Genomic DNA, 20,717 nt, shown 5'->3' with positions numbered 1-20,717 from the left:
TCCAACAATCCATCGGCGACACCCTCGCCAAAGCACTACTCGCCGGCGACATCACCGACGGCGACACCGTCAAAATCAACCTCGACACCAACGGAAACACACTCACCGTCAGCACATGAGCACCGTCCACTGAGAACGGATCGCGCTCAGAACAGGCCGCGCCGCGCTCGGACTTCGTGTCCGCGCGCGGCGCGTTGCCGTTCACACGACCATCATCGGCGTGACCTGATCGCCGGATGCGCGGACCCGGCATATCGTGGAGGCCATGACGAACCCGAAGGATCCCTGGGGACAACGGCCGGAGGATGCGCCGACCGAACACCTCGGTCCGCCGGGGCAGTCCGGTTTCGACAGGTCCGCCCACACCGATGATCCGACGGTCGCCTATGGGCAGGGCGCGCCGGAGACGTCGAGGTACCCGTCGACCGAACAGTTCGAACCATGGGCGCCGCCGCCCGCGAACGCCACCCAGCAGTTCCCGACGCACGAAAGTCAATGGGGCGCTTACGAGAGCGGCGGCGGTGCGTACGACAGCGGGTACGGCGGTCAATGGGCGGGGCAGCAGGGCCAGCCCGGCGCGATGCCGCCGCCCGCCGGGTACGTTCCGGCCGAGCCGCCGCCGCCCAAACGCAACACAGGATTGTGGATCGCCCTCGTACTCGGGGTGATCGCGTTGGTGGCGGTGGGTGGTGTGGCCGCGGGAGTCATGCTCGGCGACAAGGATTCCGAGTCGACATCGGCCGCGGGCAGCACCACGCGAGCCTTCCCCACCCTGGCCCCTTCCGCCACCGGCGCTCAGCCTTCCGGTTCGGCGTCGCCGAGCGGTATTCCCAGCCTGCCCGGTTTGGACGGGATCGGCGCGACCATGGGGACCATCAGCGCCAACGACGGCGCGACCCTGACGTTGAGCACACTGTCGGGCGATACCGTCACCGTGCGGACCACCTCGAAAACCCAGGTGATCTCGCTGTCGAGCACGAAGGTCAGCGAGCTGCCCGTCGGCGACGTGGTGATGGTGCAGGGCGACGAATCCGCCGACGGTTCGATCGAGGCGAAGCTCATCATCAGCGCCGCGCTGCCGGGGGGACCGCGATGAATCGCGCCGCCATCCGGCCCGGCGCGCGACCAAAGGCGGGCTCTGCCCGGCCGGGACCATTAGGGTAGAGCGCGATGACGGCAATGTGGTTCGGGTTGGCGGCGATCGCGCTGGTTGGTGCGATCGTGCTGCTCTATTTCGATCGGGTCCAGCGGCAGCGGACCGGTCATGCGCGCCAGGTCTGGGCGAAGGCGCAGGGGTACACCTACGTATCGGTGGAACCGGCGCTGCCCGCGACCTGGCGGCGTGGCGCGCTGGCCAAATTGGGCTACCTGTCCGCGGTCGACGTGGTCTCCGGAATTCGCAAGGGCGAGAAATTCGTCCTGTTCGATCTGGAGGACGCGGCGACCCTGGTCGCGGTGCGTCGGCAGATCGGCTCGGATATCGACGTGGATATGCGGCTCAAGACCGCATCCCCGCCCAAGGACGCCGATCTGGAGCTGCTCGGCGCGATAGGCGACCGGGTCGTCTTCGCGACCAATCCGGAAATCGCCCGGCATGCCGTCGACCAGCGGATGGTCGCCTTCATCGAAGGTCTGCCCGATACCGTGCAGATGCTGTGGAGTGAGGGCAACTGGACCCTCGGGATGCTGTCGGTCGGTACCTCGGCCAAGGATTGGGAGACCGCGATCGACGCGGTACTGCGACTGTCGGGTCTGCTGCACGTACTGCCCCCGGTGGCGGATCCGCGCGGACCCGATTCGGCTAGCCACGATCCGGGCAGGCCCCACCCCAAGCGCAGGCCCGCCGAGACGGAGCCGGACGACCCCTCCGGGGCGCGGTCATCGGACGTCGACGCGGACGACAGGTCGCGCGGTGATTCCGATGTCGACGACGAACGCGCGCGCGAGGAACGGGCCTATTCGGGCCGTCCCTACGACGAGCCGCTCGAGGCCGAATCGCCGCGCAGGCCCTCACTGGCCGTCGTGCCCGATTCGCGGCAGCGAACGCGCGAGGAACGCAGGCCGCGGATCGCCGAATCCGAGGACGACCGTCGCGGGGAGCAGCGCCGCTCCGAGGAACACGACGCGGACGAGCGTCCGGAGGAGGTACCCGCCGCGCTGTCGCGCGACGAGGCGCCCGAGCCGCCCGGCGGCCCGTTTCACCCTGGATTCCGTCCGTATCAGGGCCCCGTCCCACAATAACCGCAGGTCCGTTGTGATCTGCTCGATTGGATTGCCTCGCCATGACCGATAGTGCCGATTCCGCGCGCCTTCCCGGCGCTACCCGACCCGTCGCCTTGATCACCGGACCCACCTCCGGTATCGGCAACGGATTCGCCCACCGCCTCGCCACGCTCGGCTACGACCTCGTCCTCGTCGCCCGCGACGAGGAACGTCTGACGGCGCTATCGGCGGAGTTGGAGCGGAAATTCGCGACGCGTTCGGAAGTGCTCGTCGCCGATCTGGCCGATGCGCAAGACCGCGCGCGGGTAGCGGCGCGCGCCGCCGACGGCATCGAATTCCTCGTCAACAACGCGGGATTCGCGCATTCCGGAGAATTCTGGACCCTGCCGTACGAGCAGTTGCAGGCCCAGCTCGATGTCAACGTGACCTCGGTGCTGCAACTGACCCACGCGGCGCTGCCCGCCATGATCGCCGCCGCCAAGGGTTCCATCGTCAATGTGGCCAGTGTGGCTGGTCTCGTGCCGGGACGGGGCTCGACGTATTCGGCCTCCAAGTCCTACGTCGTATCCTTCACGGAAGGGTTGGCGGGCGGTCTGGCCGGAACAGGTGTCCGGATCCAGGCGCTGTGCCCCGGTTTCGTTCACACCGAATTTCACGAGCGTGCAGGCATCGAGATGGCTTCGCTGCCGAAAGCGCTGTGGCTGTCCGTCGAGCAGGTTGTCGCCGGTTCGCTGAACGATCTGGAGAAAGACCGGGTGATCAGCGTGCCCGGTGTGCAGTACAAGGCGCTCACCACGGTGGCCGGGCTGATCCCGCGAACCCTGCAGGTCCGGATCAATCGCGGCCTGTTCAACTCACGCGGAAGGACTTAGACATGATCGACGAGGCGACATCGCATGATTCCGCTCTCGGCGCCGAGGTCGGCTCCCCGCCCGGTTCCGACCGTGATCGATTGGCCGCGCTGGTGCGCGAGCTCGCGGTGGTACACGGCAAGGTGACGCTGTCCTCGGGCAACGTGGCGGATTACTACGTCGACCTGCGTCGCGCCACCCTGCATCACCAGGCCGCGCCACTGATCGGCCGGTTGCTACGGGAACTGGTGGCGGACTGGGAATTCGACGCGGTCGGCGGTCTCACCATGGGCGCGGATCCGGTGGCGCTGGCCGTCATGCACGCGCCGGGCAGGCCCATCGACGCGTTCGTCGTCCGCAAGGCCGCCAAAACCCACGGTATGCAGCGTCAGATCGAGGGCCCCGATATCGTCGGCAAGCGCGTCCTCGTCGTCGAGGACACGACCACCACCGGAAATTCGCCGCTCACCGCAGTGCGCGCGCTGCGTGACGCCGGTGCGAAGGTGGTCGGGGTGGCGACGGTGGTCGACCGCGAAACAGGTGCGGACCAGGTGATCGCCGCCGAGGGATTGGAGTATCGCTCCATCCTCGGGCTGAAGGATCTCGCGCTCGATTGAACGGCGGCGTTCGTGTACCCGGCCTGGTGGCGCAGGTTACCTCCTGGGAGCCGGATCCTCACCCCGCTGGGATAGCCTGGGAGTTGGTTTAGTTGTCCGAACGGTAGAGGACGTGTGAGTCGCCAGTGGTGAGCATTGCAGTCAATAAGAGTCGCGAGAATGTTGCGATGCTCGGAATCGGTGCGTACCGGCCCCAGCGCGTGGTCAGCAACGCCGAGGTGTGCGCGACGCTCGATTCGACACCCGAGTGGATTTTCGAGCGCACCGGTATCCACAACCGCCGTTGGATCAGCGGCGACGAGACACTACGCTCGATCTCCGCGGCCGCTGGTGCGCGCGCCCTGGCGAATACCGGCATCGATAAGTCCAAGATCGGCGCGCTGATCCTGTGTACCTCGAGCTGGCTCAAGCTGACCCCGCACGGCGCTCCGACCGTCGCCGCCGACCTCGGCATGAACGGTATCGCCGCGTTCGATCTCACCTCCGGCTGCGGCGGCTTCGGCTACGGACTCGGCGTGGCCGCCGACCTGATCCGCGCGGGTTCGGTCGATTACGTCCTGGTGATCGGCGCCGAGACGATGACCGTCGGCCTCGACCACAACGACCGTGGCACCGCGATGATCTTCGGCGACGGTGCGGGCGCGGTCGTGGTCGGCCCCAGCGAGGAGAACGGCATCTCCCCGACGGTGTGGGGCAGCGACGGCGAGAATGCCGAGGCGATCGCCCAGGATGTCGACTTCCTCGCGTACATGAACAGGGCGCAGGCCTTGCAGAGCACCGACCCGTCCGTCGAGGCCGTCGGCCGGATGTCGCTGCGGATGGAGGGACCGCGCGTATTCCGTTGGGCCGCCGTCACTCTGCCGCGCGCCCTGGCCTCCGCGTTGGAGATTTCCGGTGTGTCCAAGGAGGACATCGAGGTCTTCGTGCCGCATCAGGCCAACGCTCGCATCAACGAGTTGATGAAGAAGAATCTCGGCCTCGCCGACGATATCCCCATGGCCAACGATATCGAGAACACCGGCAACACCTCCGCCGCCTCGATCCCGCTGGCGATCGAGGAGATGTTGGTGACAGGTAAGGCCAAGGGCGGCCAGACCGCGCTGCTCCTCGGCTTCGGCGCGGGCCTGAGTTACGCGGGCCAGGTCGTCTCGCTCCCCCCGGCGCCCAAGGAGCCGAGTTTCGGTGTCTGATTCGCCGCGTCCTTTCCGGATCGCGTTTCTCGCTGCCGCCGCCGTCACCGTCTTCGGCGCTCTCACCGGCCGCGAGAAATTCCAGTTGGCGGCGAAACCGCTGCTGATGCCGCTGCTCGCAGCGGATATCGTCACCTCGGACGCGTCACTGGACGAGGCCGATCGCACGGTACTGCTCGGCTCGCTCGCGGCGGCCACCGTCGGTGACGTCCTGCTCATCGAGCCGGATGACGACCGCCGCCTCGTGGTGGGCGCGTCCTTCTTCGCGGTGATGCAAGCCGGGTATTCGACGCTCTGGCTGCGTCGCGGCGCGCGCCCGACGGCGGCCAATGTGGCGCCGCGTGTGGCCGCCTGGCTCGGCGCGGCGGCATTGTTGCGCGCCGAATCCCCGTCCGTCGCGCTGCCCCTGACCGCCTATGGCGTGACCCTCGGCACCGCCGCCGTCCTGGCGTCCGACCCGGCACTCGCGCCCGGCGCGAAAGAGATCGCCGGACTGAATATCCCGGGCGCGGATCCGCGCAGCCGCCTCGGGCTCGGCGCCCTCCTGTTCACGGTGTCCGACGGGCTGATCGTGCTGCGCAGACTTTTCGCCCGCTCCGAGCGCGCACGCCGAATCGGCGAAGGTGTAATCCTCGGCACCTACGCCGCGGCGCAATATCTCCTCGCCGATCCGCGAGCGCACGCGAAAACACTGCCGTAGTACGTATTTCGGCCGCGGCAGGCTTTTGCCGCTGCCTCGGCCGGTGGGGCGACGGCCGAGGTGTACGCGACAGTCACAGGACCAGGATTATGCGGTCCCGGTTGGCGGGATCTACGCGGATGGAGATCGTCTCACCCACCGCCAGCTTGGGTTTGTCCGCGGGCATGACGTCGAAAACGACGGAGCCGCGATAGCTTTCGGAGCCGGGGACGACGAGTTCGAGATCGAGTTCGGTGAGTTCGCTGTGGTGGTCGGTGGGCTGGAGCGGGTGGACGCGTTCTATCGTCGCCCAGCCCTCCACGCCGTGGCGGAACAGCTTGCGGTCGGCTTTGGAAGGGCGGGCGGCGATCAGCATGCCGAGGCCGACGCAGCTACCGAAGAGGCCGACGAGAGCTACGATCTGGTATGGAATGGTGCCGGGAGGGGTGTGCTGCACCAGCCAGCCCAGCCACAAGCCGAGCAGGATCAGGTACCCGGCCGTGACACCGAGCACCGTGCGGAGAATGCGCGCGTGATCCATATCTGTCTCCACCCCGACAGTCATGCACCTCCAGAATAGGTCCGCGCGACCAGGGCGGACGACCTTTCGCCCGACCGGGTCGCCCCGGTGGCCGATTCTCACCGGTGGAACGCGCTCAACCCCTTCCATCGCGGCACCGCGAGCCCCCGGCGACGATTGGCCGCGCCGGACGCGGGGTGACGGCCCGGCCACTACCATCACCGCATGAGCTATCCGCCGCCGATGGATAAGTACGAGCCGGAGCAACCCTACGGGCAACAACCGTATGGTCAGCAGCCCTACGGACAGCAGCCGTACGGCCAACCGCCTTATGGCCAACCGTTATACGGCCAACCGCCCTACGGCGCCCCGTACGGTTTCGCCCAGCCGCCGGATCATCCTCAGGCGACGACAATTCTGATTCTCGGCATTCTCAGCCTGGTCGTATGCGGTCTGTGCGGTCCGTTCGCGTGGAGCATGGGCGGTAAGGCGCTCAAGGAGATCGACGCCTCCGGCGGAATGATCGGCGGACGCGGCAATGTCAAAGCCGGTTATGTCTGCGGGATCATCGGGTCGGTCATGCTGATCATCAGCCTGGTCATCGTGATCCTCTACTTCGTCGTGTTCGCGATCGTGATCGGCGCTTCCTCCAGCTCCTCCTACTGACTCGTTTCCGGTCATCGCACGGGGGGCCGATACTCGGCGGCATCGGTGCGATGACCGGAATTAGCATCATCGGGGTGAATCACCCAGCGTCGGACCTGCCGGACAACCCAGCGTCGGATAACACGGCGACCCATCCATCGGGGCCCACCGAGTGGGGCGAACATCCGCACGGTGTCGGCCCGTGGGCTCAGGAGTACGGCACGCCGCTGCCGGCGGATCCGCGCTTCGATCCGGAACTGCTCGCCCACGGCGACCGTCGCAATGTGGTCGACGCGTACCGCTACTGGACCCGCGAGGCGATCGTCGCCGATATCGATCGGCGCAGGCACCCGTTCCACGTCGCCATCGAGAACTTCGGCCATGACGCCAATATCGGCACCGTCGTCCGCACCGCGAACGCATTCGCCGCCGCGGCCGTGCATATCGTCGGACGCAGGCGGTGGAATCGTCGCGGCGCCATGGTCACCGACCGCTACCAGCACATCGAACATCACACCGGTATCGCCGAACTGCTGGAGTATGCCGCGCGCAACGATCTCACGGTGGTCGCGGTCGACAATGTGCCCGGCTCGGTGCCCCTGGAAACCGCGGAATTGCCGGTGCGTTGCCTCCTGCTGTTCGGCCAGGAGGGCCCCGGCGTCACCGACGATGCCAGAGATGCGGCAGCCATGACTGTTTCGATCGCCCAGTTCGGTTCTACCCGCAGTATCAACGCCGGGGTGGCTGCAGGTATCGCTATGCATGCATGGGTTCGCCAGCATGCCGATTTGACCACGTCTTGGTAACGGAATGGGGCGCAAAACCCGGCAGAGAACTGGCACCATTGAGGCATGACCTCGCGGAGCCCCCAGACAGGCCAGAATGCCGCATCCTCGCCCGCGCTGTGGTCGGAGCGAGCGGACCGGGCAGAGTCCGCGATCGTCTCCCGCCATCTGCGCGCGCTCTTGGCGCTCCCCGCAACGGAATTGGGTGTGGTCGGCTGGCCCGCGACCAGACGTGAGCGCGCCTTCGCCTCCTGGCACTACTGGTGGCAGGCCCATCTGATCGACTGCGCGGTCGATGCCGCCAATCGGGCGCCGACCCCGCTGCGCCGCAAACGGATCACCGAGATCATGCGTTCACATCGCATCCGCAACGTCACCGGCTGGACCAACAACTACTACGACGATATGGCCTGGCTCGCCATTGCCGTGGAACGCGCCGAGCGAACCCAGGGCGTCACCGTCGCCAGCAGCGGGCTCGCCGCACTGGAGCGCAAGCTGTACGACGGATGGAATCCAGAGGTCGGCGGTGGACTGCCATGGCGGACCGGATCGGACTATTTCAACGCGCCTGCCAACGGTCCGGCCGGTATCGCGATGATGCGGCTCGGCCGTCATGCCCGCGCGCAGGAGATGGCCGACTGGCTCGATGCCACGCTGCGCGACCCGGATTCGGGGCTGATCCTGGACGGCATCCACCTGCCGTCGGGTGTGATCGAACGCCCGACCTTCACCTACTGCCAGGGCGTCGTACTCGGGTTGGAAGCCGAACTGGCGGCGCATACCGGCGAACCGCGCCATCTGGAGCGGGTGCACCGCCTCCTCGACGCGGTGCAGGACCATATGACCACCGGTGGTGTCGTCAACGGCGGCGGCGGCGGTGACGGCGGCCTGTTCAACGGAATCCTCGCGCGCTACCTCGCGGTGGTCGCGGTGATGCTGCCCGGCGACGATCAGCAGCAGGTCGAGGACCGCAGGCTCGCGGCCTCGATCGTGCGGGCCTCGGCGTCGGCGGCGTGGTCGAATCGGCTCGATGTCGAGGGCGAACCGCTGTTCGGGGTGGACTGGAGTAAACGCGCGCAACTGCCGGGCGGCACCGCGGGCGCCGGGTATTTCACGGCTGGCGGCTCGGTGACGGCGTCGAAGATCCCCGAACGCGACCTATCCGTTCAGCTCTCGGGCTGGTTGCTGATGGAGGCCGCCTACCAGGTCAGCGCTGCCGGGCTGTGACCGAGTCGGCTCAGCTCTCGACCGCGGCGGTCGCGTCGACGTCGAAATCCTCGGCGGGCCGGGCCATCTCCTGGCGATAGTGGCGCACCCCGATCACCGTGCCCGCGATCAGGCCGATCACCAGCGCGGCGATCACCGCGGGCATCAACCACGGCACCCGCTCCAGGAAATTGCCGGCGTAATAGCCGATGAGCAGGAGAACCGGGGCCCAGATGACCGCGCCGACGGTGCTGGCGATGGTGTACTTGCGGTGGTCCATACGGGCCGCGCCCGCCACCATCGGGCATAACGTGCGCACCCACGGAATCCAGCGGGCGACCAGGACGGCGAGAAATCCGTGTCGCGCCAGCAGTTCCGACACCCGTTGCAGATTCCTGGTGTTGATATAGCGGCCGTTCTTGCGCGCCACCAGGTGGTGTCCAGTGCGCTGCCCCACGACATAGCCCACCTGGTTACCGCTGATCGCGGCGAGCATGGCGCCGATCGACAGCACCCACACCTGTGTCTCGCCGGTGGCATGCGAGGCCATCACGATGCCGGCGGTGATCAGCATCGAGTCACCCGGCAGGAACAGCCCGACGATCAACGCGCATTCGAGGAAGACGAAGGTGAGCACCACCGCCCAGACGAGCGCGGGGCCCGCTGATATCAGTGGATCGAACTTGCCCACCGCGAGGGGCAATGACGCCGTCGACACCGGTTCAGTGACTCGACTCGCTCGTCGCGGCGCTCAGTTCGGCCTCGGGCCGCTGCTTCGCGCCCGCGTCGCGGCTGAGGATCTTCTTCGCGACAGCGATGATGCCGGGCAGGATCGAGACGAACACGATCGCGAGGAAGATGGCCTCCACGTGATCGCGGATGAAGGTGACGTTGCCGAGGAAGTACCCGAGCACCGTGATGCCGCCCGCCCACAGGATCGCGCCGACGATGTCGAAGGCGACGAATTTGCGGTAATCCATCTTGGAGACGCCCGCGAGGACGGGCATGAAGGTGCGCACGATGGGCACGAACCGCGCCAGGATGATCGTCTTCGGACCGTGTTTCTCGAAGAAGGCATGCGTCTCGGTGACGTAGTGCTTCTTGAAGAAGCGGGTGTCTTCCTTGTGGAAGATCCTCGGGCCGATCCCACGCCCGATCCAATATCCGCTCTGATCACCGGCGAAGGCGACGAGCGTGACGGCGGGAACCAGAACCCAGATATTGACCGGGGCGTTCGCTTGCGCGGCCAGCAGACCGCCGGTGAACAGCAGCGAATCGCCGGGCAGGATGGGGAAGAGCAGACCGGTCTCGATGAAGACGATGATCAGGATCGCAGGAAGTACCGCGTTCTTGAGCCACGATTCGGTGAGCAGATACATCGGATCGAGCAACTGGGTCAGCGCGACGTTGCTCGTCACCGATTCGGTCGCTGCCAGCAGAATCACGCGGCCTCCTGTCCAGGGGTGCGGCTGGCCTATGGGTTGCTTGCCACCGCGTCGGAAGCTGCCAGCGCAATACCTCGACCACAGTACCGGGTGGAACCGGGAAACTTCCGGTCGAGTAGAAAACTACCGGTAGGTCAAGCAGCTAACTCACAGCCCGCTGTCCGGCTTTGTGCGTAAGTGGGGATGACGGGTGCGTTGGGTCACGAAACGGTCCTGCCCTAGGGTATTGCCTGACAGAATTGTCCTTTGCCGCACAACACGGAGGTCTTCACTGTGCCCATCGCGACTCCGGAGGTCTACGCCGAGATGCTCGGTCGGGCCAAAGCGCACTCCTTCGCCTTCCCGGCCATCAACTGCACATCGTCGGAGACGATCAACGCCGCGATCAAGGGCTTCGCCGACGCGGGCAGTGACGGCATCATCCAGTTCTCCACCGGCGGTTCGGAATTCGGTTCCGGCCTCGGCGTGAAGGATATGGTCACCGGCGCCGTCGCGTTGGCCGAGTTCGCGCACGTGGTCGCGGCGAAGTACGACATCACCATCGCGCTGCACACCGACCACTGCCCCAAGGACAAGCTGGACACCTTCGTGCGTCCGCTGATCGCGATCTCGCAGGAACGCGTGAACGCCGGACAGCATCCGCTGTTCCAGTCGCATATGTGGGACGGTTCCGCGGTCCCGATCGACGAGAACCTCGAGATCGCCAAGGAACTGCTGAAGGCCACCGCCGCCGCGAATATCATTCTCGAGGTCGAGATCGGTGTCGTCGGCGGTGAAGAGGACGGCGTCGAGGCCGAGATCAACGACAAGCTCTACACCTCGCCCGAGGATTTCCGTAAGACCATCGACGCGCTCGGCGCGGGTGAGAACGGCAAATACCTGCTCGCGGCGACCTTCGGCAATGTGCACGGCGTGTACAAGCCGGGCAACGTCGTGCTCAAGCCGGAGGTGCTCGCCGAGGGCCAGCGTGTCGCGGCCGAGAAGCTGGGCCTCACCGGCGACGCGCAGCCGTTCGATTTCGTCTTCCACGGCGGTTCGGGCTCGCTGAAGTCGGAGATCGAGGATTCCCTGCGTTACGGCGTGGTGAAGATGAACGTCGACACCGACACCCAGTACGCCTTCACCAGGCCCATCGCCGCGCACATGTTCAGCAACTACGACGGTGTGCTGAAGGTCGACGGCGAGGTCGGCAACAAGAAGGTCTACGACCCGCGGTCCTACCTGAAGAAGGCCGAGGCGGCCATGACGGCGCGTGTTCTCGAGGCGTGCAATGATCTGAAGTCCGCGGGACGGTCGATCAGCGCCTGACCCCTTTTACCTCTCGGGGGCCCGAGCTCATGAGTTTGGATGTGCGCGTGCTCGGGCCCGTCCGGTTGTTCGTCGGCGGTGAGCCGGTGGCGGTCGGCGGGCCCAAGCCACGGGCTTTACTCGCCGCGCTGACCGTCAATCGACGGCGCGCGGTGTCCTCGTCCGCGCTGGCCGATATGGTGTGGAACGAGGATCCGCCCGATTCCTACGCCGCGAGCCTGCAGGTTTTCGTGTCGAATATCCGTAAGGCGCTGCGTAATTCGGGCGTGGATCCGGCGCAGGTGCTGCGCACCGAATCCTCCGGCTACCGGTTGGAGATTCCCGAGACCGCATGCGACATCGGACGTTTCGAGGCCGCGCGCGACGCGGCGGCCAAATGCGCCGAGGTCGGCGACAACGCGGGCGCCTCGCAGCTTTTCGGTACCGCGCTGCGCGAGTGGAGCGGCAGGGCGCTGGCGGATCTGGCGGGTCTGCAATTCGCCGACGGGTTCGCCACCGCGATGGACGAGGAGCGGCTGCTGGCCGCCTCCGCCCGCATCGATGCCGAAATCGCCTGTGGTCGCGCCTCATCGGTGATCGGCGAACTGGTGTCGATCACCGGGGAACACCCGCTGCGCGAGCCGCTGTGGGCGCAGCTGATCACCGCGCTGTACCTGTCGGGCAGGCAGGCCGACGCCCTCGACGCCTGCCGCCGGGTGCGCACCGTGCTCGCCGACGAACTCGGTATCGATCCAAGTCCGCCGCTGGTGGAACTGGAACAGCGGGTCTTGCGCCAGGAACCGCTGAATACCGTGGAGCTCAAGCGATCCGAACGCCTCGCCGCGGCGATGACGGAGACGGTCACCGAAATGCCGCGCTCGGTGCGCGCCGGACAACTGCGCATGGCGGACGGCCGGGCGCTGGTGATCGGTCAGGGCGGGATGCGGATCGGCCGGATGACCGATAACGATCTGGTCCTCGACGATCCGAAGGCCAGCCGGTATCACGCGCACATCATGCCGAGCCGGGCCGGACTACTCATCAAGGATCTGCATTCGGCCAACGGGGTGTTCGTCAACGAGGAAGCCATCGAGAGCGGGGCCCTGCTCGCCGACGGCGACGTCATTCGGATCGGTGCGACCGTGCTCACCTTCCAGGCGCTGACCTGAGTCATCGGCTCAATCGCAGGCGATACCGTCCCCATCCGGATCGAGCAGCCGCGAATATCCCGGCTGGCCCGCGTACAACGGCCACTTGCCGTCGTTGATGACCTGGGTGCAATTGCTGTAATACCGGGTCGGCGTGTCGTCTTCCGATTTCGGCGGTTGCTCGGCGGAACCTTTCGGCCCCGGGCGATAGGTGGGCGGCGGACTGTCACCGTGCGGGCGCGATACCGCGATCGCGGAGTGGGGATCGGCGCCGGCCGCCACCGGCGCCGATCCCATTCCAAGGGCGATGAGCCCTAGTGTCCCGGCGACGACGAGGGTGCGGCGAGAATTTCCTGAAGTAATCACGTCATCCATCGTGCGCCCGGGTCGACTCCGTGGCACGTCTATTACTCGCAGGCGATACCGTCGCCGTCGCGATCCAGATGTGACGCGTAGCCGGGATCGCCCCTGTGCAATGGGGCTTTGCCCGCGGCGCGCACTTCGGCGCAGTTCTTGTAGTACACCGAGGTAGGCGGCGCTGGCTGGGATTGCTGTGGCGCGGGCGATTGCTGCGGCGCGGGCGATTCCTGGGGTGCGGGCGGGGTTTGCTGGGGTGCGGGCTGTGGCGCGGGGCAGAATTGGGATGATCCCGCACCGCAGAGCAATTCGGTGATGGGGTCCGCGGATGCGGAGGCCATTCCTGAGACCATGGCGGTGCCTGCCAGCAGCAGGGTGGCACCCGCTCCGAAGAATACTCGGGCTCGTGTCGCAATGCTCATCGTGACGAATCCTGTGTTTCGGCGAGCGATCGAAAATTACACGCCCGCAACCAATTAGACGAACCTGATCGGTATTCTTCCGATTCGGCCGACGGCAACTCCCCCCGACAGGAGTGGTCGCGGAAAGGAGGTTAGCAGGGGTCTCCGCATCCGATCAGCACAATGCGGCAATCAATTCCGATCAATGTTTGCCGAGCGTTCTTGGGGGGTAGGAAATGTCGCCCCGGACGCAACGCCGGGGCGATTGCCGGACGCGTGCCGGTGCTGCGGGTAGGGTTCGGGCGCGGATACGAATAGTGCGGATGGTGCGAGAGGATGGCTATGGCCGGGCGTCTTGTGACAGCTATCGGAGCCGTGGTGTTCGGGGCGGTGACGATGACCTGCGCCGATCGGTCGGTAGCTGTGGCCCTACCGGGTATCGCGGAGGGAGTGCCCGGCGCCGGGCCGTGCGCGAGCGCCCCCGCGCCGACGCACGAGGGACTCGTCCCCGAAACGTTGGAGGTGACGGTCCCGATTCCGGTGGTCACGGTGCTCCCCGCGCGGGGCCCCGAAACCGCCCCGACCCGCGTCGACATGCCACTGCCCGCCGATCCGTGCGTCGATCCGTGCCCGGATCTCACCAACGGGCCGACATCGCCGCCCAGCCTGGCCCGGCAGCTCGGAATTCCGGAGATCCTGCTGCGTCCCCGGCCCTTCTACTTCGCGATTCCCGGTCCCGGCCCCGATCCGGGGCCGGTGCCGCCGCCCCCGGCGCGCGTCGATCCGCCGACCGAATCCGCGCCGCGATCGCCGGTACCTCCCGCGCCGCGTTTCGGGGCGGTACGCGAGGTGGCGAAACAGACCGGCGCCGACTCGGTGAACCGGACCGATAAGCGCTGGCAGGTCGACGGCACCGATCTCGGGATTATGTGGGAGAGCGCGCCGGGGCAGATCGCGTCCGTCTTCGGCGACACCGTCGGGCGCGGATTCCAACCGCCCGGCGGAATGGGCGGCGACTGGCGCAGCAACGTACTGGCCTTCAGCACCGATCGTGACCTCTCGGACGGAATGACCTACGACAGCATGGTGACCGATGGCCGCTGCCACGCCGCCGAAATCCTCTCCAGCCGCAAACTCGACAATGTCGAGATCACCACCATCCCGACCTCGGGATTCGCCCTCGGCGACCGGCAGTATCTGAGCTATATGTCGATGCGCACCTGGCACAGCATGCCGGGCACCTTCTACACCAACTACGGCGGCATCGCCTACTCCGACGATCACGGCCAGACGTGGACCAAAGATCCGCATGCCCGATGGGACAACATCTTCGGGCTGGCGAATTTCCAAGTGAGCGCGATGGTTCCGCATGGCGACCACGTCTACATGTTCGGCACACCCAATACCCGGCTCGGCTCGGTCGGGCTGGCCAGGGTCGCGAAGGATCAGATTCTCAACACCACCGCCTACCAGTACTGGGTCGACGGAAAGTGGACTCCGGTCGGCGGATTCGCTGCCGCCACCCCGATCGTCGACGCGCCCGCGGGCGAACTGTCGGTGCGCTACGACGCGGACCGAGACCTCTGGCAGATGAGTTATCTCGACACCGCGAAGACCGCCATCGTTGTGCGCGAGTCGAATTCACCCCAGGGCGGATGGTCGGAGAGCACGCCGACGGTGACGGTGGCCGACTATCCCGAGCTGTACGGTGGTTTCATCCACCCGTGGTCGACCGGATCGGATCTCTACTTCACCATATCGACGTGGAGCGACTACAACGTCTACCTGATGCACGCGACTCGCGCCGAATGAGCGTGCGCCGCAGGGATATCCGCGACTAGGCGAATCTGACCTCGGCGACCGCGCGGCCGAAGAGTTTGCGTCCCTCCGCGGTACCGCTCAGCGAGATGACCCCGGTCCGCGTCACCGGATCGAGCGACTTGAGTTTGCCCTGGAATTCGACGGTCGTCGCCGCCTCCGCGCTGACCGGAACGAATCCGGCGAAGCGCACACTGAATTTCGCGATCGCGGTCGGATCGCCGAGCCAGGTCGACAGGTAGTCGGCGGCCAGACCCATGGTGAGCAGTCCGTGCGCGACCACCGTCGGCAGACCGACCAGCCGCGCGGCGCGATCGCTGAAATGGATCGGGTTCGGATCACCGGCGACGCCCGCGTAATTGGCCAGATCACCTCGGGTCAGCCGGGCCGATCCGGCGGGCAGCGACTGGCCGGGGGCGAGGCTGTCGAAATCGGGCAGGGTGTGCACGAGTACGGGCTCGTGAGCGGTGACCGCCGCCCGCGGCGCCCCGGCAGGCAGTTCGACCAGCGGGTCGTTCGCCGCGAGTTCCGAAGGACGGTCGTGCATGAAGATGCTGTCCACGGCGTCGATCAGATTCGGGTCGACCTCCGCGCCGCGGCGGGCCACGATCGTGGTCGACCCCACCTGTGCCACTTCACCGCGCTGATTGGTCATCACGAATTGCACATGGATGAAGTCGTTGTCGCCGAATTGGCGGATCGACTCGATCCGGATCTCAGTGCTGAGTCGATCGCCCGCCAGGATCGGCCGGTGCAGTTCGAAAACCTGATCGGTCTGCAACACCTGCGAGAGGTCGTAGTCGGTCAGCACCGTGTCGAGCAGGGCGCGGGTGCAGGCCGTCCCGATCACCGAGACGAAGGTCGGCGGCGCGATGACGCCGTCGTAGCCGAGTTCGCGCGCGTGGGACTCGTTCTGGTGCGCGCCGTGCAGGTTCTGTACGGCGCGCGCGAACTCGCGCACCTTCTCGCGGCCGACCACATAGTGATCGCGTACTCGAAAACGTCGTCCCGCCGGCGCCGCCGACTGCCCCTCGGTGGCGGCTTCCGGCTGCGCGATTGTCTGTTCCGTGCCCATGATCCGGGTGATGTTACTGGGAGTAACATGCGGTTGACCAGGCAACTGTGACGATCACAACCCTGGCGAAACAGCGCCGTGCCGCATCACTGCGCGACACGGCGCCGATCGCGTGCCATCGATGGCACGGAGATCACGCGCTCGTCATTCGCTCCCGCCGCCAGGAAAGCGCGTGTTCACGGCGTGCCGGTGGTCGGATCGCAGACCTTCCAGCCCGCGTCGGTGCGCTCCAGATCGAAGGTTCGGGCCGATCGGTTCGTCGGATCGGCCTCGGTGTAGATCGTGGCCTGCGCGATCGCGGTATCGCCGGTGATCGCGATCTTGTCCACACTGTCGACCACCGGAATGTTCTTGCGCTCCACCGACAGTCGGTGCACGCCCGCGAACTGCTCGGCGGGAATCTTGGCGTAGAAATCGTGCAGGGGACCGCAGGTGCTCGACCGCAGCGTCGCCAGATCACCCTCGCGCAGGGCGCCGGTGTAGTCGGCGATGACGGCGCGCACCTCGGATTCCGGGGACGTGTCGGAGTTGCCGACCAGCGCGAAAGCGATCGCGGCGAGTACCGCGATCAGCACCGCCGCCGCGGCCCCGACCGCGAGCAGCCAGCGCGTGGACTTGCCGCCCTCGGCCGCGTCGGCCGGTGGCTGACCGGCGGGCGCTTGCGCGGGCGGCGAGATCCGTTGTGGCGATGCCATCGGCCGCGACTGCGGCGGGTAGGTCGTTGCCCGCGGATTGTTCGTCGACTGGACCGGCACCGTCATCTGCACGTCGGCGGGCGACGGAGCCTTGGGCACCGAGGGCCGTGGGATGGGGGCCGGGCGTGGCGGCGTCGGCCGGGTCTGCTCGACCTCGTCGTGCCCACCCGGTCCCTGCGGACCCGAAGGGCCGTACTGACCGGGCTTCTTCGGCCCAGGGGCCGACCGCGGCGTGCTGGGCGGCTTGGACAGCGGACCGGGACGGGACGGAACCACACGATCGGTGCCAGGTCGCTGTATCCGCTGCGTCGCCTGCTGATCCGGCGGTACCTGAATCGGCATCGCCATGGTCGGCGCGTCGGCGGGGTCGGGTGTGATCGGCATCGCGACGGTTTTGTCGTCGGCGCCGGAAGGGGCCGATCCCGCGGGTTCGGCCCTCGGCACGACCCGCATCACCACGGTCTTGTCGTCGGCTCCGGCGTCGGTGGTCGAATCCGCCTGAGTCTGCGCGGCGTCCGATTGCGATCCGGCCCCCGCGTCTACGGCGTGTTCCCGGCCGCCGCTCGGCCCGGCCGGTCGTTTATCGCCCGCGGCGGAGGGAACGCCGATCTCACTACGCCGGATAACGGTGGTTTTCGCGTCTGCCGCGGTATCGGTCGACGCTGCGGCGTCGATTCTCTCGGACGCGACGGTGTCTGCCTCGGCGGCGCCCGGCCCGTCCGCGGCCGTCGGGCCGGTTCTGGCGCCTGCCGTCCCGGTTCCAGCGGTTCCTGCCGCGAGTCCCTCGTGTCGGATCACCGTGGTTTCGGCGTCGGACGCCGCTGTCGCGGCTACCGCCTCGGCCCCTTGCGAGTCGTCCGCGGCGGCCTCGACTGCCGAGCCGCCCGCGCCGGGACCGGTCGGGATCGATGCCGTGGTGTCGTCTTCGCCTGTCGTCGTCTCTGCCGGTGTGGGTTCGCTCTTGCCCGTCGCTGTCGCGACCGATGGTGCCGGGTCGCTCTCGTCGGCGGCCACTGCCGCATCGGCTCGCGACGCCGCACCGGTACCGGAATCCGCCGCACCGGTTTCGGTTTCGGCGGATGCCTCGTCGGAAGGGCGCTCGATAGTCGATTCGCCGGTCGCCGCGTCGGCCGCGGGTTCCCGCCCTTTCGCGTCGGTATCAGCCGGTGGCTTTCCTGGCGTGGGATCACCCGCAGTGCCTGCCGCATCCGAGGTGCCCGCGGTACCGGGGGAATCCGCCGCGCCCGACTTACCCGCCGCGCCCGGCGAACCGGCACTCGCACGATTGCCGATGCCAGGACGGGCGGTGATACCCGCCGCGCCACCGATACTGGCCGCGGCACTGATGTCCGAAGCCGCACCGCCACCGGACGCGTTCGCGCTATCGGTGGGTTTCGCCGTCGCGTCGGTATCCGTCGCGGGCGTCTTCGCGCCGTCGGCGGCGGACGCCTTCGCGCCGTCGGCGGGAGGCGCCTTCGCGCCGTCGGCGGGGTCGGCCGCATCGCTGCGCGCCGGAGCAGCGGATTTCCGCGCACCGTCGGCGGGGTCGGCAGAGGTGCCCGTTCCGGTCGAAGACGCCGATGTCTTCGCGCCGTCCGAGGCTTTTGCCGTATCACTCGCTGCGGTCGAGGGGGTGCGCTCTACCGCTTTGTCCGCCACCGCTCTGTCCGCCACAGCTTTGTCCGGTACCGCTTTGTCCGGCACCGTTTCAGCCGATGCGGCCGCGTCCGACTCGGCAGTCGCGCCATCGCTGACATCCGCCCCCGCGGAAGCGGGTTCCGTGGGCGCGGCGGGGGTGTCCGCGCCCGGGGCGGATGACGGCTCCACCGAGGTGTCCTGTCGTGCCTTTTCGGCTCCGGCGCTACCGCGCGCCGGATTCTTCTCGTCGTTCGGGTCGGACACCTACTACCCCTCGGCTCGGGCGAATCAGTTGAACTCGACGGCCAGCCTAATCGCCTCGGCCGACCGAAGTCCCCAGTAGATCGCGAGACCGCGTGCGGGTCGTTAGCGGTCGACCGGAATCGCGCTTGCCGGTCGGGAAAATCGAGCGCGCACCACCGGGGTGCAAGAATAAGGCGCATGACCTCGTTCGGTGATCTGCTCGGACCTCAACCGGTGCTCCTGCCCGAAAACTCCGACGCGGAGGAGGCGCTGCTCGACAAGGTCGACCCGGTGCGGGTGGCGGCCGACCATCCGGCCGCGTCGATCGCGTGGGCGTATCTCGCGGAGGCCGCGTTGACCCGTGGCGGCGCCGAAGGCGTTGACCCGGTCGTCAACCACGACGTCGTCGCCGCCTACGCGTTCGCGCGCACCGGCTACCACCGCGGCCTCGACCTGCTGCGCCGTAATGGCTGGAAGGGTTTCGGCCCGGTGCCGTGGAGTCACGAACCCAATCGCGGTTTCCTGCGCAGTGTCGGCGCGCTGGCCAGGGCGGCCCGTGCGATCGGTGAGACCGAGGAGTACGCCCGCTGCCTGGATCTGCTGGAGGATTGCGATCCGCGCGCCGCGGCGGAGCTCGGTCTCAACTGACCACAGCGGCGCGCGGTGACGCGACGACGACGAACGGACGGACGCGGCGAGTGCTCGATCCCGATTCGCGCGTCGGCGTCGCACGCGACAGCGGTGTGAACCGAGTGCGCCGCTCGTGGGCGCGGCTGCGACTGTCCGCGCTGCCGATCGTTCAGTGCGCGCTCGGCGCCGCGCTCGCGTGGTTCGTCGCGCACACGGTCATCGGCCATGTCCAGCCGTTCTTCGCCCCGACCGCGGCCGTGGTGTCGATCGGCATCTCCTTCGGCGCGCGGATCAAGCGTTCGGTGGAACTGGTCGTCGGCGTCGCCGTCGGTATCGGTATCGGCGATCTGTTCATCAGCAACGCGGGAACCGGGGTGTGGCAGATCGCGCTGGTGGTCGCGGTGGCGATGGCGCTCGCGGTCTTCCTCGACGGCGGATCGGTCATCACCATGCAGGCCGCCGGTTCGGCGGTCCTCGTCGCGACATTGCTGCCGCCCTCGGCGGGCGCCGGATTCTCGCGCATGATCGACGCGTTGGTCGGCGGACTCGTCGGTGTGGTGATGGTCGCGGCCATTCCGCTGCATCCGGTGCGCCGGGCCCGCGAGCAGGCCGCGGAAATCCTTGCGGTGATGGGCAAATCGCTGTCCGAAGGCGCGGACGGACTGCTGGAACAGGATCGGGACAAGGTCAGGAAGGCCCTGGACGCGGTGCGCGCGACACAATCGCAGATCGATTCGCTGCGCTCCTCGTTGGAGGGTGGCCGCGAGGTCATCAGGATCTCCCCGCTGTACTGGAACTGGCGCGACCGCCTGGAACGTGTCCGCGCGACAGCGGACCCGTTGGACAACGCCATGCGCAATACCCGCGTGCTGCTGCGTCGTTCGCTGACGCTGGTGAACAACGACGAAATCCTCGATCCCCGATTGATCGACGAGGTGGAGCGCTTGGCCGACGCCGTCGAGGTCGTGCGCAAGATGATGCTGGCCGATCCCGGTGAGCAGCCGGATCAGGCGGAGGCGGCGCGGGTGCTGCGTTCCGTCGGGAGGGCGGCGCGGCCCGAACTCGTGGCGGGCGCCGGACTTTCGGCGCACGTGATCTTCGCGCAGACGCGTTCGATCGTGGTCGATCTGATGCAGGTCTGCGGCGTGAAACGCATTTCGGCGATCGCGTTGCTGCCGTCGACGGTCGCGAATCCGCCTGTGCGACCGGTGTTATGACCTGCGGCTCCCGGTTGCGTAGCGGGTTACCGGCCTGGTGCGGGATG

21 protein-coding genes are annotated in these 20,717 nt (G+C 67.4%); 14 read left to right on the top strand and 7 right to left on the bottom strand.

Annotated features, from left to right (window positions below):
• Positions 1 to 265: 265 nt before the first annotated feature.
• The 6 genes from ABZS43_RS19265 (at position 266) to ABZS43_RS19240 (ending at position 5,581) form a co-directional block, all read left to right on the top strand.
• The gene (locus ABZS43_RS19265; protein ID WP_355037269.1) at positions 266 to 1,096 is read left to right on the top strand and encodes a DUF5666 domain-containing protein; all 831 of its coding nucleotides are present in this window, start codon (positions 266 to 268) and stop codon (positions 1,094 to 1,096) included.
• An 83-nt stretch (positions 1,097 to 1,179) separates the two neighbouring features.
• A complete protein-coding gene (locus ABZS43_RS19260) occupies positions 1,180 to 2,241 on the top strand; it encodes a hypothetical protein (protein WP_355037280.1) in 1,062 nt (353 codons plus the stop codon).
• Positions 2,242 to 2,282: 41 nt separating this feature from the next.
• Entirely contained in the window at positions 2,283 to 3,095 is an 813-nt protein-coding gene (locus tag ABZS43_RS19255) for an SDR family NAD(P)-dependent oxidoreductase (protein ID WP_355037268.1), read from the top strand.
• Positions 3,096 to 3,097: 2 nt separating this feature from the next.
• Positions 3,098 to 3,691, top strand: coding sequence for an orotate phosphoribosyltransferase (pyrE, locus tag ABZS43_RS19250; protein WP_355037267.1), 594 nt, complete (start codon positions 3,098 to 3,100; stop codon positions 3,689 to 3,691).
• A gap of 125 nt (positions 3,692 to 3,816) precedes the next feature.
• A complete protein-coding gene (locus ABZS43_RS19245) occupies positions 3,817 to 4,881 on the top strand; it encodes a beta-ketoacyl-ACP synthase 3 (protein ID WP_355037266.1) in 1,065 nt (354 codons plus the stop codon).
• The gene (locus ABZS43_RS19240; RefSeq protein ID WP_355037265.1) at positions 4,874 to 5,581 is read left to right on the top strand and encodes a lysoplasmalogenase; all 708 of its coding nucleotides are present in this window, start codon (positions 4,874 to 4,876) and stop codon (positions 5,579 to 5,581) included. Before ABZS43_RS19245 ends, ABZS43_RS19240 begins: the two co-directional genes overlap by 8 nt.
• A 73-nt stretch (positions 5,582 to 5,654) precedes the next feature.
• Here ABZS43_RS19240 and ABZS43_RS19235 read toward each other — a convergent pair whose 3' ends face one another.
• Complete coding sequence (locus ABZS43_RS19235) at positions 5,655 to 6,101, bottom strand: DUF3592 domain-containing protein (protein ID WP_355037264.1); 447 nt, start codon at positions 6,099 to 6,101, stop codon at positions 5,655 to 5,657.
• 204 nt (positions 6,102 to 6,305) lie between these two features.
• Between ABZS43_RS19235 and ABZS43_RS19230 the strand changes: the two genes are divergently transcribed.
• The 3 genes from ABZS43_RS19230 to ABZS43_RS19220 all read left to right on the top strand — a co-directional run bounded on the left by ABZS43_RS19230 (position 6,306) and on the right by ABZS43_RS19220 (position 8,737).
• Entirely contained in the window at positions 6,306 to 6,746 is a 441-nt protein-coding gene (locus tag ABZS43_RS19230) for a DUF4190 domain-containing protein (protein WP_355037263.1), read from the top strand.
• 95 nt (positions 6,747 to 6,841) lie between these two features.
• On the top strand, positions 6,842 to 7,531 hold the full coding sequence (locus ABZS43_RS19225) for a TrmH family RNA methyltransferase (RefSeq protein ID WP_355037279.1): 690 nt from the start codon (positions 6,842 to 6,844) through the stop codon (positions 7,529 to 7,531).
• 45 nt (positions 7,532 to 7,576) lie between these two features.
• Positions 7,577 to 8,737, top strand: a complete 1,161-nt coding sequence (locus tag ABZS43_RS19220) for a glycoside hydrolase family 76 protein (RefSeq protein WP_355037262.1) — start codon at positions 7,577 to 7,579, stop codon at positions 8,735 to 8,737.
• A gap of 10 nt (positions 8,738 to 8,747) precedes the next feature.
• Here ABZS43_RS19220 and ABZS43_RS19215 read toward each other — a convergent pair whose 3' ends face one another.
• Both ABZS43_RS19215 and ABZS43_RS19210 read right to left on the bottom strand, forming a co-directional pair.
• Entirely contained in the window at positions 8,748 to 9,434 is a 687-nt protein-coding gene (locus tag ABZS43_RS19215; RefSeq protein WP_355037261.1) for a DedA family protein, read from the bottom strand.
• A gap of 4 nt (positions 9,435 to 9,438) precedes the next feature.
• Positions 9,439 to 10,095, bottom strand: a complete 657-nt coding sequence (locus ABZS43_RS19210) for a VTT domain-containing protein (protein WP_355037278.1) — start codon at positions 10,093 to 10,095, stop codon at positions 9,439 to 9,441.
• 339 nt (positions 10,096 to 10,434) lie between these two features.
• Between ABZS43_RS19210 and fbaA the strand changes: the two genes are divergently transcribed.
• The gene (gene fbaA, locus ABZS43_RS19205) at positions 10,435 to 11,469 is read left to right on the top strand and encodes a class II fructose-bisphosphate aldolase (RefSeq protein ID WP_355037277.1); all 1,035 of its coding nucleotides are present in this window, start codon (positions 10,435 to 10,437) and stop codon (positions 11,467 to 11,469) included.
• A gap of 29 nt (positions 11,470 to 11,498) precedes the next feature.
• Entirely contained in the window at positions 11,499 to 12,617 is a 1,119-nt protein-coding gene (locus tag ABZS43_RS19200; RefSeq protein WP_355037260.1) for a BTAD domain-containing putative transcriptional regulator, read from the top strand.
• Positions 12,618 to 12,626: 9 nt separating this feature from the next.
• Here the strand turns inward: ABZS43_RS19200 and ABZS43_RS19195 are convergent, their stop codons facing one another.
• Both ABZS43_RS19195 and ABZS43_RS19190 read right to left on the bottom strand, forming a co-directional pair.
• Entirely contained in the window at positions 12,627 to 12,962 is a 336-nt protein-coding gene (locus ABZS43_RS19195) for an excalibur calcium-binding domain-containing protein (RefSeq protein WP_355037259.1), read from the bottom strand.
• A gap of 41 nt (positions 12,963 to 13,003) precedes the next feature.
• Positions 13,004 to 13,375, bottom strand: a complete 372-nt coding sequence (locus tag ABZS43_RS19190; protein WP_355037258.1) for an excalibur calcium-binding domain-containing protein — start codon at positions 13,373 to 13,375, stop codon at positions 13,004 to 13,006.
• 321 nt (positions 13,376 to 13,696) lie between these two features.
• Between ABZS43_RS19190 and ABZS43_RS19185 the strand changes: the two genes are divergently transcribed.
• Positions 13,697 to 15,166, top strand: coding sequence for a DUF4185 domain-containing protein (locus ABZS43_RS19185; RefSeq protein WP_355037257.1), 1,470 nt, complete (start codon positions 13,697 to 13,699; stop codon positions 15,164 to 15,166).
• A 25-nt stretch (positions 15,167 to 15,191) separates the two neighbouring features.
• On the opposite strand, the gene ABZS43_RS19180 is transcribed toward ABZS43_RS19185, so the two are convergent.
• Positions 15,192 to 16,247, bottom strand: a complete 1,056-nt coding sequence (locus ABZS43_RS19180; protein ID WP_355037256.1) for a fused (3R)-hydroxyacyl-ACP dehydratase subunits HadA/HadB — start codon at positions 16,245 to 16,247, stop codon at positions 15,192 to 15,194.
• A gap of 176 nt (positions 16,248 to 16,423) precedes the next feature.
• Positions 16,424 to 18,844 (bottom strand): hypothetical protein, encoded by a 2,421-nt coding sequence (locus ABZS43_RS19175; RefSeq protein ID WP_355037255.1) that lies wholly within the window; start codon positions 18,842 to 18,844, stop codon positions 16,424 to 16,426.
• A gap of 177 nt (positions 18,845 to 19,021) precedes the next feature.
• On the opposite strand from ABZS43_RS19175, the gene ABZS43_RS19170 reads away from it, so the two are divergent.
• The gene (locus ABZS43_RS19170) at positions 19,022 to 19,471 is read left to right on the top strand and encodes a DUF3151 domain-containing protein (RefSeq protein WP_355037254.1); all 450 of its coding nucleotides are present in this window, start codon (positions 19,022 to 19,024) and stop codon (positions 19,469 to 19,471) included.
• Between the two features lie 50 nt (positions 19,472 to 19,521).
• Positions 19,522 to 20,670 (top strand): FUSC family protein, encoded by a 1,149-nt coding sequence (locus ABZS43_RS19165; RefSeq protein WP_355037253.1) that lies wholly within the window; start codon positions 19,522 to 19,524, stop codon positions 20,668 to 20,670.
• Positions 20,671 to 20,717 lie beyond the last annotated feature (47 nt).

This window comes from Nocardia sp. NPDC005366 (genome assembly GCF_040606855.1).
Lineage (GTDB): Bacteria > Actinomycetota > Actinomycetes > Mycobacteriales > Mycobacteriaceae > Nocardia.
This window is presented reverse-complemented; position numbering and strand designations above follow the sequence as displayed.

Coding starts and splice junctions, on each gene's coding strand:
- ABZS43_RS19265 (WP_355037269.1), top strand. CDS start 266: ATGACGAACCCGAAGGATCCCTGGGGACAACGGCCGGAGGATGCGCCG.
- ABZS43_RS19260 (WP_355037280.1), top strand. CDS start 1,180: ATGTGGTTCGGGTTGGCGGCGATCGCGCTGGTTGGTGCGATCGTGCTG.
- ABZS43_RS19255 (WP_355037268.1), top strand. CDS start 2,283: ATGACCGATAGTGCCGATTCCGCGCGCCTTCCCGGCGCTACCCGACCC.
- pyrE (WP_355037267.1), top strand. CDS start 3,098: ATGATCGACGAGGCGACATCGCATGATTCCGCTCTCGGCGCCGAGGTC.
- ABZS43_RS19235 (WP_355037264.1), bottom strand. CDS start 6,101: ATGGATCACGCGCGCATTCTCCGCACGGTGCTCGGTGTCACGGCCGGG.
- ABZS43_RS19230 (WP_355037263.1), top strand. CDS start 6,306: ATGAGCTATCCGCCGCCGATGGATAAGTACGAGCCGGAGCAACCCTAC.
- ABZS43_RS19220 (WP_355037262.1), top strand. CDS start 7,577: ATGACCTCGCGGAGCCCCCAGACAGGCCAGAATGCCGCATCCTCGCCC.
- ABZS43_RS19210 (WP_355037278.1), bottom strand. CDS start 10,095: ATGTATCTGCTCACCGAATCGTGGCTCAAGAACGCGGTACTTCCTGCG.
- ABZS43_RS19200 (WP_355037260.1), top strand. CDS start 11,499: ATGAGTTTGGATGTGCGCGTGCTCGGGCCCGTCCGGTTGTTCGTCGGC.
- ABZS43_RS19190 (WP_355037258.1), bottom strand. CDS start 13,375: ATGAGCATTGCGACACGAGCCCGAGTATTCTTCGGAGCGGGTGCCACC.
- ABZS43_RS19185 (WP_355037257.1), top strand. CDS start 13,697: ATGGCCGGGCGTCTTGTGACAGCTATCGGAGCCGTGGTGTTCGGGGCG.
- ABZS43_RS19180 (WP_355037256.1), bottom strand. CDS start 16,247: ATGGGCACGGAACAGACAATCGCGCAGCCGGAAGCCGCCACCGAGGGG.
- ABZS43_RS19170 (WP_355037254.1), top strand. CDS start 19,022: ATGACCTCGTTCGGTGATCTGCTCGGACCTCAACCGGTGCTCCTGCCC.